The sequence below is a fragment of the Enterococcus sp. DIV2467a genome, from assembly GCF_050532945.1.
Lineage (GTDB): Bacteria > Bacillota > Bacilli > Lactobacillales > Enterococcaceae > Enterococcus > Enterococcus faecalis.
In genome coordinates, this window is the sequence record NZ_CP172896.1 from 1,028,398 (window position 1) to 1,047,098 (window position 18,701).

19 protein-coding genes are annotated in these 18,701 nt (G+C 34.4%); 15 read left to right on the top strand and 4 right to left on the bottom strand.

The genetic code is table 11. The annotated features are described in order from the left end of the window. Window position 1 precedes the first annotated feature (1 nt). The 5 genes from IGL80_RS04890 to IGL80_RS04910 all read left to right on the top strand — a co-directional run bounded on the left by IGL80_RS04890 (window position 2) and on the right by IGL80_RS04910 (window position 3,697). A complete protein-coding gene (locus tag IGL80_RS04890; protein ID WP_002362843.1) occupies window positions 2–313 on the top strand; it encodes a PTS fructose transporter subunit IIB in 312 nt (103 codons plus the stop codon). 17 nt (window positions 314–330) lie between these two features. Continuing rightward, window positions 331–1,431, top strand: coding sequence for a PTS fructose transporter subunit IIC (locus IGL80_RS04895; RefSeq protein WP_002362844.1), 1,101 nt, complete (start codon window positions 331–333; stop codon window positions 1,429–1,431). Next, window positions 1,431–2,096, top strand: a complete 666-nt coding sequence (locus IGL80_RS04900) for a bifunctional 4-hydroxy-2-oxoglutarate aldolase/2-dehydro-3-deoxy-phosphogluconate aldolase (RefSeq protein ID WP_002388302.1) — start codon at window positions 1,431–1,433, stop codon at window positions 2,094–2,096. Before IGL80_RS04895 ends, IGL80_RS04900 begins: the two co-directional genes overlap by 1 nt. Window positions 2,097–2,166: 70 nt before the next feature. After that, on the top strand, window positions 2,167–2,814 hold the full coding sequence (gene fsa / locus IGL80_RS04905; protein ID WP_002380569.1) for a fructose-6-phosphate aldolase: 648 nt from the start codon (window positions 2,167–2,169) through the stop codon (window positions 2,812–2,814). Between the two features lie 73 nt (window positions 2,815–2,887). Continuing rightward, window positions 2,888–3,697, top strand: a complete 810-nt coding sequence (locus tag IGL80_RS04910) for a triose-phosphate isomerase family protein (RefSeq protein ID WP_002362847.1) — start codon at window positions 2,888–2,890, stop codon at window positions 3,695–3,697. Between the two features lie 168 nt (window positions 3,698–3,865). Here the strand turns inward: IGL80_RS04910 and IGL80_RS04915 are convergent, their stop codons facing one another. Further along, window positions 3,866–4,546 carry an IS6-like element IS1216 family transposase gene (locus tag IGL80_RS04915; protein WP_161349253.1) on the bottom strand — a complete coding sequence of 227 codons (681 nt, stop codon included), beginning with the start codon at window positions 4,544–4,546 and terminating at the stop codon, window positions 3,866–3,868. A 978-nt stretch (window positions 4,547–5,524) separates the two neighbouring features. Here IGL80_RS04915 and IGL80_RS04920 point away from each other — a divergent pair. After that, window positions 5,525–5,839, top strand: coding sequence for a hypothetical protein (locus IGL80_RS04920; protein ID WP_002329547.1), 315 nt, complete (start codon window positions 5,525–5,527; stop codon window positions 5,837–5,839). A gap of 52 nt (window positions 5,840–5,891) precedes the next feature. Here IGL80_RS04920 and IGL80_RS04925 read toward each other — a convergent pair whose 3' ends face one another. Next, complete coding sequence (locus tag IGL80_RS04925; RefSeq protein ID WP_002287697.1) at window positions 5,892–6,665, bottom strand: hypothetical protein; 774 nt, start codon at window positions 6,663–6,665, stop codon at window positions 5,892–5,894. Window positions 6,666–6,769: 104 nt separating this feature from the next. On the opposite strand from IGL80_RS04925, the gene IGL80_RS04930 reads away from it, so the two are divergent. The 7 genes from IGL80_RS04930 to IGL80_RS04960 all read left to right on the top strand — a co-directional run bounded on the left by IGL80_RS04930 (window position 6,770) and on the right by IGL80_RS04960 (window position 13,323). Then, window positions 6,770–7,015 carry a helix-turn-helix domain-containing protein gene (locus IGL80_RS04930; protein WP_002287739.1) on the top strand — a complete coding sequence of 82 codons (246 nt, stop codon included), beginning with the start codon at window positions 6,770–6,772 and terminating at the stop codon, window positions 7,013–7,015. Window positions 7,016–7,170: 155 nt separating this feature from the next. Beyond that, window positions 7,171–8,022 carry a toll/interleukin-1 receptor domain-containing protein gene (locus IGL80_RS04935; RefSeq protein WP_002287698.1) on the top strand — a complete coding sequence of 284 codons (852 nt, stop codon included), beginning with the start codon at window positions 7,171–7,173 and terminating at the stop codon, window positions 8,020–8,022. 32 nt (window positions 8,023–8,054) lie between these two features. After that, window positions 8,055–9,491: an SIR2 family protein gene (locus IGL80_RS04940; RefSeq protein ID WP_002287699.1), complete on the top strand. Its 1,437-nt coding sequence runs from the start codon at window positions 8,055–8,057 to the stop codon at window positions 9,489–9,491. Between the two features lies 1 nt (window position 9,492). Next, window positions 9,493–9,978: a TIR domain-containing protein gene (locus tag IGL80_RS04945; RefSeq protein ID WP_002287700.1), complete on the top strand. Its 486-nt coding sequence runs from the start codon at window positions 9,493–9,495 to the stop codon at window positions 9,976–9,978. A 1,282-nt stretch (window positions 9,979–11,260) separates the two neighbouring features. Further along, window positions 11,261–12,103, top strand: a complete 843-nt coding sequence (locus tag IGL80_RS04950; RefSeq protein WP_010706541.1) for a ParA family protein — start codon at window positions 11,261–11,263, stop codon at window positions 12,101–12,103. Then, the gene (locus tag IGL80_RS04955; protein ID WP_085366544.1) at window positions 12,096–12,446 is read left to right on the top strand and encodes a hypothetical protein; all 351 of its coding nucleotides are present in this window, start codon (window positions 12,096–12,098) and stop codon (window positions 12,444–12,446) included. Before IGL80_RS04950 ends, IGL80_RS04955 begins: the two co-directional genes overlap by 8 nt. 4 nt (window positions 12,447–12,450) lie before the next feature. Further along, the gene (locus IGL80_RS04960; RefSeq protein WP_002359765.1) at window positions 12,451–13,323 is read left to right on the top strand and encodes a hypothetical protein; all 873 of its coding nucleotides are present in this window, start codon (window positions 12,451–12,453) and stop codon (window positions 13,321–13,323) included. 299 nt (window positions 13,324–13,622) lie between these two features. On the opposite strand, the gene IGL80_RS04965 is transcribed toward IGL80_RS04960, so the two are convergent. Both IGL80_RS04965 and IGL80_RS04970 read right to left on the bottom strand, forming a co-directional pair. Further along, on the bottom strand, window positions 13,623–14,225 hold the full coding sequence (locus tag IGL80_RS04965; RefSeq protein WP_002382778.1) for a YczE/YyaS/YitT family protein: 603 nt from the start codon (window positions 14,223–14,225) through the stop codon (window positions 13,623–13,625). 84 nt (window positions 14,226–14,309) lie between these two features. Then, window positions 14,310–15,089 (bottom strand): SDR family oxidoreductase, encoded by a 780-nt coding sequence (locus tag IGL80_RS04970; protein ID WP_002359767.1) that lies wholly within the window; start codon window positions 15,087–15,089, stop codon window positions 14,310–14,312. A gap of 416 nt (window positions 15,090–15,505) precedes the next feature. Here IGL80_RS04970 and rseP point away from each other — a divergent pair, with 416 nt between their 5' ends. Both rseP and IGL80_RS04980 read left to right on the top strand, forming a co-directional pair. Next, the gene (gene rseP, locus IGL80_RS04975; RefSeq protein WP_002359768.1) at window positions 15,506–16,774 is read left to right on the top strand and encodes an RIP metalloprotease RseP; all 1,269 of its coding nucleotides are present in this window, start codon (window positions 15,506–15,508) and stop codon (window positions 16,772–16,774) included. A gap of 71 nt (window positions 16,775–16,845) precedes the next feature. After that, window positions 16,846–18,564: a proline--tRNA ligase gene (locus tag IGL80_RS04980; protein ID WP_002359769.1), complete on the top strand. Its 1,719-nt coding sequence runs from the start codon at window positions 16,846–16,848 to the stop codon at window positions 18,562–18,564. Window positions 18,565–18,701: the final 137 nt, after the last annotated feature.

Sequence of the window (18,701 nt, forward strand, 5' to 3'; positions counted from 1 at the left end):
TATGAAAATCGTTGGAGTATCGGCATGTCCTACAGGAGTAGCCCACACATACATGGCTCAAGAAGCATTGGAAAAAGAAGGAAAAAAGAGAGGACATGAAATCAAAATTGAAACTCAAGGCAGCATCGGGATCGAGAATGAGGTTACTGAGGAAGAAGCTGAAGAAGCAGATGTAGTCATTTTGGCGGTATCTGTCTTTATTGAGAATGAAGAACGTTTTGAAGATAAATTAGTTTTAAATGCTGATGTCAATGATGCTATTTCGTATCCTGCGAAAGTATTGGATGCTGCTGAGAAGTTAGTAAATGGGTAAAAATAAAGGAGGATAAAATGAATATCAAAGCTACTTTAAAGGAAGTTCAAAAATCATTTTTAAGTGGGGTTTCTTTCATGATGCCTGCAGTAGTTGCTGGTGGTATCATGTTGGCCATCTCACTTGCTACTGGAGAAAAAAGCGATACAGGAGTTGTTGTTACTAACGAATTAATGCAGAACATTAACCTTTTAGGTAAAGCAGCTTTTGCAATGATGATTCCTATTTTGGGCGGCTATATCGCATATTCAATTGCGGGTAAGCCTGGTTTGGCGCCAGGGATGATTCTAGGGTTCCTTGCTAATAATCCTGTTACTGTAAATGATGTGGAAGTAAAGTCAGGATTTTTAGGGGCGATGCTTCTAGGTGTTGCTGCAGGATATTTGGTCAAATGGATGAAAAAATGGAAAGTTAGCAAAACGATTAAAACCATTTTACCGATTCTGATCATACCAACCATTTCGGTTTTTATTCTAGGTTTGATTTACATCTATGTTGTTGCCACACCATTGGCATTTTTGATGAACGGATTAACTAGTATCATGAGCAGTCTAAACGGTAGCAGTGCCATTTTATTGGCAGTATTTATTGGATTGTTCGGAGAAGTCGACATGGGAGGACCAATCACCAAATCAGTTTCGATGTTTACACTTGCACTTATGAATGAAGGTATTTATGAACCGAACGGTATGTTTAGAATCGCCGTGGCTATTCCACCTATTGGGATCTTTTTAGCGACATTATTCTTTAAAAAGAAATTTACTGAAGGTGATCGGGATGCGGCGGTTGCTGCTGGAATCATGGGATGTATTGGAATTACTGAAGGAGCCATTCCCTTCGTAGTTAGTGATATGAAACGAATCTTGCCTTCAACAATGATTGGGACAGCGGTAGGATGTGTAATTGGAGCGATTGGGAATGTGAAATGCTATGTTCCTCATGGTGGATTTGTTGTATTACCGGTTGTTGACAATAAACTATGGTTTATTGCTGCAATTATAATTGGATCATTAGTGACAGCGTTGATACTTGGCTTTTTAAAGCCGGCTTTAGAAGAAACACCAGCAAAAAAGAAAAATAAGAGTCAAGTGGCGGATTTAACAAAGGAGAAAGCCTAATGAAACTAGAAATGAACGATTTCATCGAAAAGAATAAAGTAATTGCAATTTGTCGAGGAACTTATGGGGAAAAGCTTATTAACTTGGTGTCCGCGCTAAACGATGGTGGAGTAAAGCTTGTAGAAGTTACTTTTGATCAAGGAGATCCTGAATGTTTGACTAAGACTCCAAAGGCCATCGCCTCGCTGGTTAAGGAGTTTGGAAATGAAGTTAAAATTGGAGCGGGTACTGTTCTGTCCATTGAACAAGTTGAAGCCGCTCACCAAGCAGGAGCAGAATATATTATCTCGCCTAATACGAATTCAAGTGTTATCAAACGAACAAAAGAATTAGATATGGTCTCGATGCCTGGGGCGCTAACACCAAGCGAGATAATCTCAGCGAATGAAGCGGGTGCAGATTTTGTCAAGGTGTTCCCTGTTAGAGCTTTGGGGATAGGATATATCAAGGACATTCTTGGGCCAATCAATCATATTAAACTAGTCGCAACAGCAGGAGTCACACCTGATAACTTGCAAGACTATCTTGATCTAGGTTTCAGCGGTGCTGGGATTAGCGGCTATTTAACGGATAAACGTTTGATTGATACAGGTGATTTTGCGACGATTACCAAACATGCCTTGGAAATGATGAGCATTGTAAGAGAAAATAATGTCTCAAACTAGCCCTATTGACAAAGGGGATAGTGTCTTAAAAAAATGAACGCTGAAAGAAAATCGCGGAAAGAGGTTAATAATGAAATTTTTCTTAGATACGGCAAATGTAGATGAAATCAAACGAATCAATGAGTTGGGTTTAGTTGATGGAGTAACGACGAATCCAACAATTATTGCTAAAGAAGGACGAGATTTTGAAGAGGTCATCAAAGAAATTTGTTCTCTCGTCGATGGGCCTGTAAGTGCGGAAGTAACAGGATCGCAAGCTGAAGAAATGATCGCCGAAGCAGAAGTGCTTGCAAAGTGGGCACGTAATGTTGTCGTCAAGATCCCGATGACAGAACAAGGATTGAAAGCAGTAAACACTCTATCTAAAAAAGGAATCAAAACCAATGTAACGTTAGTCTTTACCGTAGCTCAAGGTTTGATGGCCGCAAAAGCTGGCGCTACTTATATCAGCCCATTTTTAGGTCGTTTAGATGATATTGGAACTGACAGTATGGCTTTAATTAAAAACTTGAGAAAAGTACTAGATAACTATGGATACAAAGCAGAAATTATTTCCGCGAGTGTTCGAGGACTTGAACATGTGGAGAAAGTGGCTGAACTAGGTGCAGATATCGCGACAATTCCTGGTAATCTATTCCCGAAATTATGGAGTCATCCGTTAACTGATAAGGGTATCGAGCAGTTTGAAAAAGACTGGGTGGCATTCTCCAATAGGTAATTACAGATTTCTGTGAGTTATATAGTCATTTTTAAGGTAAGAATAAATAGAAGTAACAATGGAGATGATCAAAATGGAACAAAGAAAACCCATCGTAATTATGAATTGGTCTATGAGGCAAAACTTGATTTCTGAAGCAGAAGAGTATGCTGTTGATGTTCTCAACCATCAATCTGAAAACCATAAAGTTGAGGTTGTACTTTTGCCATCAATGGGTACCATCCATCAAGTTTCAAAAGTTCTTACAGGCAGTCAATTTGCTTTCGGTGCTCAAAATATGGCCGAGATCGATCAAGGTGAACTCAGTGGTGAATTTTCGATTCAATCCTTAGTGGATATGCATGGGAAATTTGTCGAACTTGGTCATTGGGAACGTAGAAAATTATACAATGAGACAGATGAGACGATTAATAAAAAAGTGAAGCTTGCTTTAGCATATGACATTTCCCCGATTGTTTGTATTGGCGAGATTGAAGAAAAAGATGCGAATAACGTCATTGATGAAATCAAGAATCCGAATTATGTACAAGAACTAAAAGAAGAATTATTTTTACGAATTTTCAATGCTTTATATCAAATTGATCGCGATAAATTGAAGAAAATCGTGATAGCGTATACACCTGCTTGGGCCGTTGGGAAAACCAAAGCTGCCAGTGCGCCTCATATCAGTCGAGCGGTTGCCATTATTAGGAATTCATTAACTGAACTATTTGGGAAGGACGCGGATAATATTCGAGTAGTTTATGGTGGAACTGTTAGTCCAGAGAATACCAAGACTATGCTGGATTTAGCAGATTTAGACGGTGTCTTGTTGGGACGTTTTGGAAGTGACCCAGAAAGATTGCAGCAAACGATTGAAGTGGTAGAGCAGATTAGATGTTAAATATTTTGAGTTTTAAACTAATTTATGAAAATCATAGAACTGTTCAAAATTTCAAAATGTAACACGAGGGATTGAGTTATATTATTGAAAATAACTCAATTTATAAACGTATAGGGTTCTGTTGCAAAGTTTTAAATAAAGAATAAAATCCCTTACGGTATCTATGATTTAAGCTGGGATTCCCAATAATACCTTGATTTCAGTACAGACCGAAAACCCGAAGAGAGTGCCTTCTTTTCGGGTTTTCTTATATAATCCTCGAATGGCTTCCATGCCTTTAATCGTGGTAGAGGCAGTGCGTAAACTTCGATAGAATTTATTGCGTCTCTTTACTGGACGATGGTCTTGTTCAATCAAATTATTCAGGTATTTAATGGTACGATGTTCTGTCCCTTGATAAAAGCCGTATTCTTTTAGTTTCTTAAAGGCACTTGTAATAGAGGGGGCTTTATCTGTGACTACAACCTTCGATTCATCAAACTGCTTCACTAACCGCTTAAGAAAAGCATAGGCTGCTTGTGTGTCCCGTTTTTTACGTAACCAAATATCCAAGGTTAAACCATCTGCATCGATGGCTCGATACAAATAATGCCATTTTCCTTTAATTTTGATGTACGTTTCATCCATTTTCCATGAATAAAAGGATTTTTTATTTTTCTTTTTCCAAATTTGATAGAGTAGTTTGCCATATTCTTGCACCCAACGATAAATCGTCGTATGAGAAACGTTAATGCCACGATCATATAAGATTTCTTGAACTTCACGATAGCTAAGGTTATAACGAAGATAGTAGCCCACGGCTACAATAATCACATCCTGCTGAAATTGCTTTCCTTTAAAATGACTCATCGTCATTCCTCCTGCTATCTTTTTCTATTATTCTACCTTATCTGATAGTAGATTTAAAACTTTGCAACAGAACCGAGCGGAATATAAAGAAAAGAGAAAAGTAATTAAACGCAAAAAAATGTAGAACTTAAAAAATATAAAGAGGAACAACCGTTAAAATTAGGAATGATGTTGTGTAAACATTATAATTGCTATGATATAAATGAAGTATTAAAGAAAGCAAATTTAAACCAATTTTGTGAACAGAAAAGCCTTAGTCACTATGACCAAAACTACGGACGAAACTATGACCAAAAGTAGGTACTAAATTATGACCGAAAATAGGTCCAAAATGGATTTTTTTATGATATCAAAAATTATGAAATGATTTTGAAAGAAAACCAGTTGGCACAGCCAACTTAGCCACCTTCCTGTAGGAAGGTGCTATCAGTTTTCCCTTATGCTCTTTTCTTTCTTTTTTGTTTCATATGTCAAATGCCATTTTGAAATGTACCATCTTAAGAAATTTATCCTTAAAAACAATTGCGTTATTGGATAAAAAGATGCTACATTATCTTAAAAAAGGAATCAAATATGATGAATTTAGTGGCTAGCATATCGTGTGATTAAGATACTTTATAGTGTAAGTTGAAGGAGAAAAAATATTTAAAATATACTTCCCATTTCAGTGGGAAGTAAAATTAATCTTGTTGTTTCTACTAGTAATGTATCTTTTTGGAAACTATGTAACGATGTAAACAAGATTTTTTTCAGAAGAAAAAACGATAAAAGTTGTGATAAACGATTTAAAAAATAGGAGAAAATATATCAAGCGCATGGTATGAAACGCACATTTAAAAAGATTCGACTAACTAAAAAAATAAGTTTACAAAGCATTGTTGTGTATTACAAGTGATCTATACACTGAAAAATGATAGAGAAAATCTGATACGTCCGCAACAATGGACAATTGAAAATGAAAGTGAGGAAATTGGAAGAATGGCTGATGAAAATAAAGTTGTTCCGCTTGAAACACTAGTGATAAATAAGGAAGAGTTTGAGCAACTTTTTCTTGATTTTTTTGTTCAATATGACAGGATTTATGATTTTAGTTCGTCACTAGATTTATTTGAATTAGAGGCAGAAATAATAGAAAACAGTCGAGAGGAGAATGGTAAAATCATCATTTCAGTAGAAAAATTCAATGAATTATTCTCAGAAACATTTGAAATAGATACAGATTATTATCAACCACAAGAAGTTTTCCAATCATTTAGAAATCAGATTATTCGCTCAGGTAAGACCGTAAACTGAAAAACAATAAAAGAAACGTTGAAAGAATAATTATTCCTTCAACGTTTCTTTTTTAGAATGTTTTAATGACCAAAGCAGTTTCATTGTCAGGCTTAGGTAATTCATGAAATCCCGTATTTATAGTGCTCAATTGATCAACTAACCATGTTTTACTTTTTGAATTGTAGATAAATCTAAAATTAATATCGTTATTATCGTGTTGAAGGGGCGTCTCCAAATAATCTGCTGTATATTCATAGTCAACGTAACCTGCTAATACAAAAGAGAGTATCCCTTTATTTAATGTTAGATTTAATGGATAATCATACGACTTTATTTTTTTCAACTTCATATTGTACATATCTTCAGCCATAAAAGTTGAGTTCGTGATTTCATCTTGGGTCTCATTAAAAAAGTTATCCGAATAATCGCTTATTTTTGAAAAGTCTTTATTGGCACCAGCCTCAAAAAATTGTTCAACTTTTTCAGTATAAAGTTGTGCTAACGCTCCTTTTTCAATATTAACTTTAATATTTTCATGTCTATCAATTTGTGTGCTGTTCAGTAAGGGAAGATCAGCTTTTAGTTTTATATCGTCTTGATTTCTTTCAATTTCAATTGGCAAAATCTTTTCAGTAGATTCAGTTTCTGATAAAGGAACATCTAGTTTTTTATCATGATAATAAGCTTCAAATCCATCTGGAACCGGAAAAAAATGTATTGGGTAATTCTTTTCTGAGGTTGTTGTACTAGTTTCCGTACTTGTAGAACTTGTGTCAGAAGTGGTACACCCGCTTATAGTTCCGATGAGTAAAGCGCAAGTTAGAATGATTGCAAATTTCTTCAAAAAAATTCCTCCTTAAAATTGAATATGGACTAATACTAGTCCCATTGTAGCATACCGAATCTTTAAGATTAATAAGAAAAAGGACTAATTTTAGTCCAAAAGGTGTGCTATTCTTGAAAGAGGAAAAAATTATTGATAAAGAAAATGTAATCGGTAGCAATATTAGACGAGTCCGATTAGAAAAAGGAATTGGTCAAACCGAGCTGATTAGAGACCTACAGCTTCGTAAAATTGCTATAACTAGGGAAACGTTGGTTAAGATTGAAGGTGGCCGCCAACACATTAAGTTGGATCAATTGAAAGCCATCAAAGATATTCTACAGGTGTCTTATGAAGATTTGCTTCAATGACTACTTGTAGTCATTTCGTTTGAAATTATTATGTTACACCCTTATGTGTCACGAAGAAATACTGGTATAATAATGAATGGGATATGTAACGATAGGGTATACTGTTATGTTGCCTAATAAATTGTGGATCAAAATACAAGAATGGAGGGATATCCTTGTATAAGGCATATGAATTGGATTTTACAAATGCTGACTTAAATGCATTCTCCTCAAGCTCGCAATCATATACACATGTAGTAAATCAAATAGATCACAACCAAAAATCTATTAACAAGAGAATAGAAAATCTATTTGAAAGTGAAAATGATTTAGTTGATTATTATTCTAAGGACAGCAAAATTCTAGATGCAGACGAAATTATTAAAGATTGGTTTCCAACTATAAAAGCAGATATTTTTATATCTCACTCTCATGCTGATGAAAAATTAGCTATACGTTTTGCATCATGGCTATTTGAAAATTTTGGTCTTACTGCATTTATTGATTCTTCGGTTTGGGGATACAGTTCTGATTTATTAAAAAAAATAGACCAAAAATATTGCTATAAGGAACAAACAAAAACATATGATTATGATAAAAGAAATGTAACAACTAGTCATGTTCATATGATGCTTTCTACAGCTTTAAATAATATGATTGATAGTACAGAATGTCTGTTTTTTCTTAATACACCTAATTCAATTAGTTTGAGCAATGAAATCACTAATGAACAGAAATTTACGTATTCGCCATGGCTATATAGCGAACTGACGACAGCTTCAATAGTGGAAAAAAAGAATCCACGATTGGAAAGTAATCCTCAAATGAGCACCGAGGATGTTAGAAGCATTATAAAGCACTATTCTTCGCAAGAAAATCTGCAAATAAAATATTCTTTAAATTTAAGTGAATTAACTTATTTACGAAAAGCTGATTTGAAAAAATGGGCTTTAGATGCTGTGGAATGCACTAAAGGAAGTAATACATTAGATATTTTATATAAAAACACCATTTTCACTAATCTCTAATCAATTTACTGAATCGAAAGGAACCGGGTAGAATGGATAAGAAAGTTTTAATAAAGAGGTTCTCTGAAGCTATTGAAAAAGGAAATGCAGCAATATTTGCAGGTGCAGGATTATCGATGTCACAAGGATATGTAAGTTGGCCGGAACTACTTAATGATCCTGCAACAGAAATCGGGTTGGATTCTAAAAAAGAAACAGACTTAGTTACTCTGGCTCAATATTATAAAAATGAAAATGGTGGATCAAGAGGAATTTTGAATCAGATACTTATGGATAATTTTGGTGAAGAATTAGAAATATCTGAAAATCATCGAATACTAGCAAGTTTACCTATTGAAACTTATTGGACAACTAATTATGATCATCTAATAGAAAAATCAATCCGAGAAGCTTATAAAAACCCTCAGGTTAAGAAAAATTATACTCAGTTAGCAACAACTAATCCAAATGTGGATACAATTGTTTATAAAATGCATGGTGATATAGATGATGTCAGTTCGACAGTAATAACAAGAGATGATTATGAAAAATATGATGATGATTCGTACGCGTTATTTAAAGAAACTTTAAAAGGAGATTTGTTAACAAAAACTTTTCTCTTTTTAGGATTTAGTTTTACAGACCCTAATTTAGAAAGAATTTTATCAGATATAAGATGGGTTTTGAGAGAAAACCAAAGACCTCATTATTGTATAATGAGAAAAATATTAAAGGAAAATTTTGTCGATTCTGAGGATTTTTTTGATCAAGAGAGATATAATTATGAACTGACAAAAAGAAGACTACAAATCAATGATTTGTCCAGATTTTCGATAAACGTTGTTGAAGTAGATGATTATTCTGAGATTACTGATATTTTGAAAAGTATTAGAAAAAAGTATTTGAGAAAAACTATTTTTATTTCGGGAAGTGCTGTTGATTATACTCCATTTACATCTGAATCGAAAGGATTAAAATTTGTCGAGAAATTAGCATATAGGCTTTCTGAATCCGGTTATAGAATAGTATCAGGTTACGGACTTGGAATTGGTAATAGTATTGTTTCAGGAGTTCTAAAGCAGAGAAGAAATTTAAGAAAAAATAACATACAAGACGTACTTTCTTTAAGACCACTTCCCCTTGATATGCCTCATGAGTGGAGAAGATATCGAGAAAACATTATTGCAGAGTCTGGGATTAGTATTTTTGTTTTTGGAAACAAACTTGAATCAGGTGAAATAGTTACAGCAGATGGAATGATTGAAGAATTTGAATTATCTGTTCAAAATGAAAATATAGTAGTTCCGATTGGATTTACCAAAGGTGCAAGTAAGGTTTTGTTTGATAAGATTCAAGAGAATTTCAGTGATTATTTTGATGATTCCTTAAAAAGTAAATTTCAAGCGCTAGAAAAATTAGATACTGAAGGAGAAGTAGATAAAAAAGTTGAACAAATTGTCAGTTTAATAAATAGTATTCAGGAGGATTAATATGGTGAGAAGGGTTTTTTTTAGTTTCCATTATGCAGATGTAACAAGAGCAATGGTAGTTAGAAACAGCTGGACTTTGCGAGGAACAAAGGAAGCTGGTTTTGTAGATAAGGCTGAATTTGAGAAAGTTAAACGTAATGGAGATATTGCTATAAAAAACTGGATAGATAATCAATTAATTGGAACATCAGTGACTGTGGTGCTGATAGGTAAAGAAACTCTTGATCGAGAATATGTTAAATATGAAATCCAGGAGAGTTATAAGCGAGGAAATGCTATTTTGGCCGTTAATATAGGTAAAATAAAAGATTTTAACCAGATGACAACTACTAGTCAATCAGTAATTAAAATAATTGGGCAAAAACCAGATGGAGAATATTTGTGGTTTGACGAAATTATTGATGGCCAATATGATTATATAAGTGATGATGGATACAACAATTTAGGAACTTGGATTGACAGTGCAGCATACAAAAAAGGTAAATAAAGAGTTGGAACTGTCTACTATCTAATGACATGTTATTTTTTTACTTACTTATCCCTGTATCTTTAAATAGTAGATATTTTTTTATCAGTTAATTCATCAAACTGAATTAGGAACAGACATAATTCTATAGATAAGTAAAACTCTATGATAAAAAATGTTTAATCCTTATATTTCTTTATAAAGAACAGTTATATATTTTCTAGCAAAAGCACGCCACGCAACTTGAATACGATTATAATACCAATCAAGATGAATTAGCATCAATAAAGTGATTAACTCTATACAAAAATTATTGAAATACCAACTATCTTTATTTTTAATGAACTTAACTTCATGGTTGAAATAGAATAACTTGAATCCTCAAATAGCTTCTCTACCTGCTGTTTTGGATACGATATTGGCTACGTTCCCGATGACAGTACCTGCTGATATATACTGTCAGTCTAAAGTAATTTGTTAGATGAAATATCTCTATAAAGCCTGATTCTTTCCTCTGATTCCCAAAAGAGTCATTGGAAGGCAGTGTAGGTTAAACCTGTTATAGGAGCTAGAACCCTTGATATATAAGGATTCTAGCTTTTTTATTTTGCCTTGATAGTAGAAATGACCAGCTTTTTACTGATGAGCCATCATATCAGCAAACTCTTGACCAGTTTTCTTAGGGGCGCTGTATGCAATATCCGTATAGATAGATTACGTTACTTTTCTATTTATGTTGATGAGTCTATTCCAAATGATAAGCAAGCTATATCAGAAGCAATTGAACGTCTGAAAGAATTAATCTATCTATTCAGAAGAAGGTGGGAGAAGGGATTACAGCAAGCTTAAAAGAGCCACTGGAAACGGAGTACACTCTTACTCTAATTGATGGACAACCAACTCAAGCTAATCATATCTTCGGTAGAATGATACAAGTAATTGAATGAATAGGATAGAGAACCCCACCCCGTTGTTATTTGACCGTACTAAGGATACGCTTTAAATGAGCTACATGGCTCACATGGGATATTCTTTTTTGACTTTTGCAAAAGGTTAATAAATTTTGATACATGAAACGAAATGAAACACTGCTTTATAAACATTGATATAATAGGGTTTCTGTGTTTCGTATGTAAATGAAACGAAAAATAGTTTTTAGTTGAAAATACTTAAAAAGTAGTGCATAGTTGTGGGAGTTATTGCAGATGAAACAGACCTACAAATATTTCATGTGCAGCAAGTTAAAGAATACTTTTTTATGGTATAATTGTAGATGTCTAAATTCATGTGGGGAGGAATTGTAATGAGTAAAAATGGTAAAGTGATTTCAATTATCAATATGAAGGGTGGAGTTGGTAAAACAGCGTTGAGCGTAGGAATATCATCTTTTTTGTCAGAAAAAAAAGATGAAAAAGTACTTTTGATTGATAGTGACCCTCAATTCAATGCAACTCAAGCGTTCATAGATCCAGAAGATTATCTGAAAAGTGAAAAAACCATTTTTAAGTTATTTAAGCCCCAGACAGAATTACATCAGTCTTTTGTAATGCCAAAAAGAGAAGAGCTGGTTACTAAAATAAACAAAAACTTAGATATATTAATGGGTGATTTGAATCTAGTATTAGTTAATAAAAGTAGCGATTCAGGTTTAATTAAACGTTTAAAACGATTTATTACAAAAAATAACTTAAGGAATTATTATGATTATATTATAATTGATTGTCCACCAACTTTAACGTTATACACAGATAGTGCACTAGTTAGTTCTGATTATTATTTAATTCCTAACCGTATAGACAGATACTCAAATATAGGAATTAGCTCACTGAATAGAGCTATTGGGGATTTGATAGATCAAGAAGACTTAGAATTAAAGTGTTTAGGACTAATTTATACGATGGTTCAAAATCATCTATCAGATAAACAAAAAGAAGTAAAAGCCGAATTGGAATCTAACAAAGCGATGGAAAATATATATGTGTTTAAATCTAGTACTAGCTTAGTGAATGATATGCAAGTGGGAAAACAGGGACCTATTGCTACAAGGTATGCTAAATCAAATAAAGATATAAGCGATGTGGTAGATGAACTGCAAGCATTACTTAGCAAAAATTCTTCAAAAGAAGGGGTGACTGTAGATGGATAATAGATTTTTATACAGAAGTAGTTTGAAAAGTAAAGATATCCCGAAATTTCAAATGATGGGAATCACCTCAGAGTTAATTTTGTCAAAGCAGGTTTTTCCTAAAAATATAGAAATTACTTCTTTTTTAAATGTAGTATTTAATGTGGAGTTTAAAAATTATGTAATGAAATCTAGAACTTTGATTTTATCAAGAACTGTACGTGTTATAGAAGGATGCTCAGAGAATGAATATCAGAATTATAGAAGAAAATTATTAAACTTTGTAGAAGAGTATTATGAGTCGAAAGAAGTGTCAAAAAATATTTCAAAATCTTCTATATCGAAATGGGTAACAGGAGAATAATAGCATGTATAATCACGTTTATTTAAAAGAAGATATAGATGCTTTAATAAATGAATTTGGAAAATTGAATGCTGAGGATGAATCTTTATTTAGATTTCTAAGTAAAAAGATTATATTCTTAAAGGAAATAAAAATAAGTATAGTAAATACTACTGTGATATTTTATATAGACCAAATGATATCGGATTTAATGTACTTAATGGCTAGTTATCATAAGGGTGAAGTGAGATATTTTTATTTAAATATTAGATCAGTAATTGAGGCATTTTCCCGTTTGTTTAGTGAGGTAGAAACAAGTACTAATAGAATAACTATGACAACTTTATTAGATAATATAGCTAACTACATTACTTTAAATGATTTGCGTGATAGTAAAGAGGATTCTCTGGACTATCCTAGACTAAAAGGTCTTTATAGAGAATGCTGTCTTTACGTACACGGAAATATTAATGCTAAATATTCATTAATTGAGTTTTACAACGAGTTGCTTAATGAAGAAATAACTAGTGCTCAAAAAAGAAAAATGAGCAATGATATTAAATTCTTAGCGAGTATTTTAACTAATATTTCTTGCTACAGATACTCAATTACTTTAAATGATGTTTTTTTTAGAGGTAAGAATAAACTTGGCTATTTGATAGGGGAATTTGGTGTTAAAATAGTAAAATCATATTCGAACTTTATATTCTCATGTTTATCAGGAGGCGAGTCTATATATAATGTGGTTTTAACATCCAAAAAAGGAAGTAAGTTAAAAGTGATAGATTTTAATTCTGATGAATATGAGATGTCTTATTGTTTTAGACCAGATACTCTATTTTTTGAAGATTATGATGTCTATTCAAAATGTATACTTAAAAAAAAGAGCTATCGTTAAAAAGATAACCCTTTTGATTATTGCTCCCAATAACATAGTATCATAGTATAAATTGACCAGATTTTGACCATCTTAATTTGACAATGAATGACACTGGTTGAGAAGTCGATTCCAATATGGAAGGCTCTGTCAGCTAGTTTTTCACTCTACCAACAAAATAATCAACCAAAATAACAACGGAAAGCCAAACAAGAAACATACTAATCATGCTTCTTCAAAGAAGCACAAATAAAAAAGTGATGACTCGAGAAGAAAATCTCTATGGAGTCATCGCTTTTTCTTATATTTTAGTTAAAAAATTATTTTACTAAAGGTTGAAGTAACTTGTTCCAGAAACTAATAAGTGGGCCAGCACCAAATGCACAAATAATTGTACCAATCCCAATTGGACCACCAGCAATAAAGCCAATTAATAGGACCAACAAATCTTGTGCTTTTCGAACAGAAGCGTAAGGTTTGTTGGTTTGTTGACAGATGGTTGGCGCAATCGCATCATAGGGGGACTCGCCTTGATCTGTAGCCATGTATAAGGCGCAGCCAAATGTAAAAATCAGGACTCCGACGAATAAAGAAAGTAGTTTGCCAATTGTTGAGCCTCCTAAACTATTGGCATAAGGTTGAAGCCAAGTAGAAATCTGTTGAATCAAAATTCCTACTAAAAGCATATTTAAAATAGTTCCTAGACCAATGGCTTTTTTGTTTTTTAAATAGACATAGAATAAAATAAACGCATTGACAATAATTTGAAAAATGCCTAATTGCATACCAAACATCGAAGAAAGTCCGATATTCATAGCAGTGAAAGGATCAACTCCTAAACCTGCCACTCTTAAAGTGGATGCGCCAATCCCGATAATAACTAAACCAATTAAAATTAAAAGAACATTTTTGACTAGTTTCATGGTAAGCCTCCTGAATAGATTTTGTGTGTGATAGTACAAAGTCTGCAACAAAAATTCATAGAGAATTTTGTTGCAGACTACTTTTTAACCAGCTCCGTGTTGGAACGAAGGATATAGAGACATCCCGCCATCTACAAAGAGTGTTGTTCCGGTTACGTATGAGGATTCATCAGAAGCTAACCAAGCGGCCGCAGCAGCTACTTGATTTGGTTTACCAATAATACCCATAGGAACCATGCTTGTTGTTTGTTTTAACTGTTCGGGATCGGAAAATTTTTCAGCATTAATAGGTGTGTTAATCGCTCCAGGCGCAATACAGTTGGCACGAATACCATATTCCGCATATTCCAAAGCGATTGTTTTCGTGAACATTTCGGTTGCGCCTTTACTTGCCGCATAGTGGGCGAACGTTGGCCAAGGAATTCTTTGGTGTACGGAGGACATATTAATGATTGAACCTTTGATTTTTTGATCTCTAAATATTCGGAGTGCCTCTCTAGAACCCAAAAAGACACCGTTTAAATTGACATCAATGACACGTTGCCATTCTTTTAATGGCATATCAATTGTCGGAAAAGAAGCCTCCACACCGGCGTTATTTACCCAAATGTCAACATGACCAAACTCTTTTAAAGCGGTTTCAGCTAACGCTTTAATATCTTCTTCATTAGAGACATCAGCCTTCACGAATTTTACGCGATCTGCGTGCTTGGCTTGGACATCTTCAAATTCTTTAGGCAGCTCACCGACATAGTCAGCAACAACATTCATGCCCTCTAAGATATAACGCAGAGTAATAAATAATCCTAAACCCGTAGCTGCACCAGTGACAACGGCTACTTTACCATGTAATTCTCCATACATTGATTCATTCCCCCTAAAATTACTATTAATACTTTCATGGTAGCACATGTCAATCAGCGTGTTGATAAAATACGACAAACTGTCGGAAAAGTTTATGGTCTAAAGTTAGCTACTATTGTTGAAGGTCTTTAAAATAAATACTGGTCGTAGTAATCAATTCCTCTCATTTATACAGTTTTCTAAAAAAACACAAAATATCTAGGCGAAGTGGTCAAGTCCAATGGTTATTTATGAGTGAATATGCTAAAATAAAACTTGTCTTACATAAGGAAAGATTTGTTCACTAACAGTGGCGACTGTTCTCAGTAAACAGTTGCACTGGTTTATCGGGAAGGGAACAGAGCAAGTTTTACGAGACTTTCCCATGTAATAATAAAAAGCACTGAACGTCAGTGAATGAAGGAAGAAGGACATCTATGAAAACAATTATCACATTCATTATTGTCTTCGGTATTCTTGTCCTCGTACATGAATTTGGCCACTTTTATTTTGCAAAACGAGCGGGTATTTTAGTTCGTGAGTTTGCAATCGGAATGGGACCAAAGATTTTTGCGCATCGTGGAAAAGATGGCACCACTTATACGATTCGCTTATTGCCAATTGGTGGCTATGTGCGAATGGCTGGGATGGGCGAAGACATGACAGAAATCACACCAGGTATGCCTCTATCTGTTGAGTTAAATGCCGTGGGTAATGTGGTTAAAATTAATACAAGTAAAAAAGTACAATTACCTCATAGTATTCCGATGGAAGTCATTGATTTTGATCTTGAAAAAGAATTATTCATCAAGGGCTATGTCAATGGAAACGAGGAAGAAGAAACCGTTTATAAAGTTGACCATGATGCAACGATTATTGAAAGTGATGGAACCGAGGTGCGGATTGCGCCACTTGACGTTCAATTTCAATCAGCGAAATTATCGCAACGCATTTTGACGAACTTTGCGGGACCCATGAATAACTTTATCTTAGGGTTTATTCTGTTTACGTTAGCGGTCTTTCTACAAGGAGGCGTCACTGATTTAAACACGAATCAAATTGGACAAGTGATTCCTAATGGCCCAGCCGCAGAAGCTGGGTTGAAAGAAAACGATAAAGTCTTATCGATTAATAATCAAAAAATCAAAAAATACGAAGATTTTACAACCATTGTGCAGAAGAACCCCGAAAAGCCGTTAACGTTCGTAGTTGAGCGTAACGGCAAAGAAGAGCAACTAACAGTGACACCAGAAAAACAAAAAGTGGAAAAACAAACGATTGGTAAAGTCGGCGTTTATCCTTATATGAAAACCGATTTACCGTCAAAATTGATGGGCGGTATTCAGGATACTTTGAATAGTACGACACAGATTTTTAAAGCACTCGGCTCACTATTCACAGGCTTTAGTTTAAACAAACTAGGTGGGCCAGTCATGATGTTTAAATTATCGGAAGAAGCATCCAATGCTGGAGTAAGTACAGTTGTATTCTTAATGGCCATGTTGTCAATGAACTTAGGGATTATTAATTTGTTGCCGATCCCAGCTTTAGATGGCGGGAAAATTGTCTTAAACATTATTGAAGGTGTACGTGGAAAACCAATTAGTCCTGAAAAAGAAGGCATCATTACGTTAATTGGCTTTGGGTTTGTCATGGTGTTAATGGTGTTAGTTACTTGGAACGATATTCAACGCTTTTTCTTTTAAGGAGAAAGTTTAAGTAAAAAAGTGTGTAAAGAAATCAAAAATAGTTGATTTTAAAATAGAGGAGAGTTTTAATGAAACAGTCAAAAATGTTAATTCCAACGTTAAGAGAAGTACCAAATGATGCAGAAGTCTTAAGTCATCAAATTCTGTTGCGCGCAGGCTATATTCGTCAAGTCGCTGCAGGGATCTATTCTTATTTACCTTTAGCCAATCGTGTTTTAGAAAAATTAAAAACGATTATGCGAGAAGAATTTGAGAAAATTGATGCAGTTGAAATGTTAATGCCTGCGTTATTACCCGCAGAACTTTGGAAAGAATCAGGCCGTTATGAAACTTATGGACCTAACTTGTATCGCTTAAAAGATCGCAATGACCGTGACTATATCTTAGGCCCAACGCATGAAGAAACCTTCACAGAATTAATTCGTGATGAAATTAATTCTTACAAACGATTACCTTTGAATTTATACCAAATTCAAACAAAATATCGTGATGAAAAACGCCCACGTTCTGGCTTATTAAGAGGCCGTGAATTTATCATGAAAGATGGCTATTCTTTCCATGCCGATGAAGCTAGTTTAGATCAATCATACCGTGATTACGAAAAAGCTTACTCACGCATTTTTGAACGCTGTGGACTAGAATTCCGTGCCATTATTGGGGACGGTGGTGCCATGGGTGGTAAAGATTCTAAAGAATTTATGGCGATTTCTGAAATTGGGGAAGATACTATTTGTTATTCAACAGAAAGTGATTATGCTGCCAATTTAGAAATGGCAACAAGTCTTTATACGCCGAAAAAATCACATGAAACACAATTAGATTTAGAAAAAATTGCAACACCAGAAGTGGGTACAATTGCCGAAGTGGCAAACTTCTTTGAAGTTGAGCCACAACGAATTATTAAATCAGTACTATTTATTGCCGATGAAGAGCCAGTAATGGTCTTGGTTCGTGGCGATCATGATGTCAATGATGTCAAATTGAAAAACTTCTTAGGCGCTGATTTCTTAGATGAAGCAACAGAAGAAGATGCTCGCCGTGTCTTAGGAGCGGGCTTTGGTTCAATTGGTCCAGTCAATGTTTCCGAAGATGTTAAAATTTATGCAGATTTAGCTGTTCAAGATTTAGCCAACGCCATTGTTGGAGCTAACGAAGATGGCTATCATTTGACAAATGTAAATCCAGATCGTGATTTCCAACCAATTAGTTACGAAGATTTACGCTTTGTTCAAGAAGGCGATCCTTCTCCTGATGGCAATGGTGTCTTAGCCTTTACTAAAGGAATCGAAATTGGTCATATCTTTAAATTAGGAACGCGTTATAGTGATGCTATGGGCGCAACAGTTTTAGATGAAAACGGTCGTGAAAAATCAGTGATCATGGGTTGCTATGGCATCGGCGTTAGTCGTTTACTTTCAGCAATCGTTGAACAAAATGCAGACGAGCGTGGTATTAATTGGCCAACAGGAATTGCGCCATTTGATTTACACGTGGTCCAAATGAATGTGAAAGATGAGTACCAAACAAAACTATCACAAGAAGTTGAAGCAATGATGACCGAAGCGGGCTACGAAGTATTAGTTGATGACCGCAACGAGCGCGCAGGCGTAAAATTTGCTGATGCTGATTTAATTGGTTGTCCAATCCGTATCACAGTCGGGAAAAAAGCAGTCGATGGTGTGGTAGAAGTCAAAATCAAACGTACTGGTGAAATGTTGGAAGTACGCAAAGAAGAATTAGAAAGTACACTTTCTATTTTGATGAACACAACATCAGAAGTGGAATAATAATGAAAAGGGCGGACAGAATGATTAGGATAAACTGTTTCCGCCACTTATCAGCGTTTAAGCTTGAAGCAAAAATCTAAAGTGATTTTTGCTTCAAGCTCTTCTTAGCTCTTTTTAGAAAAGAAACAAGATTGTTT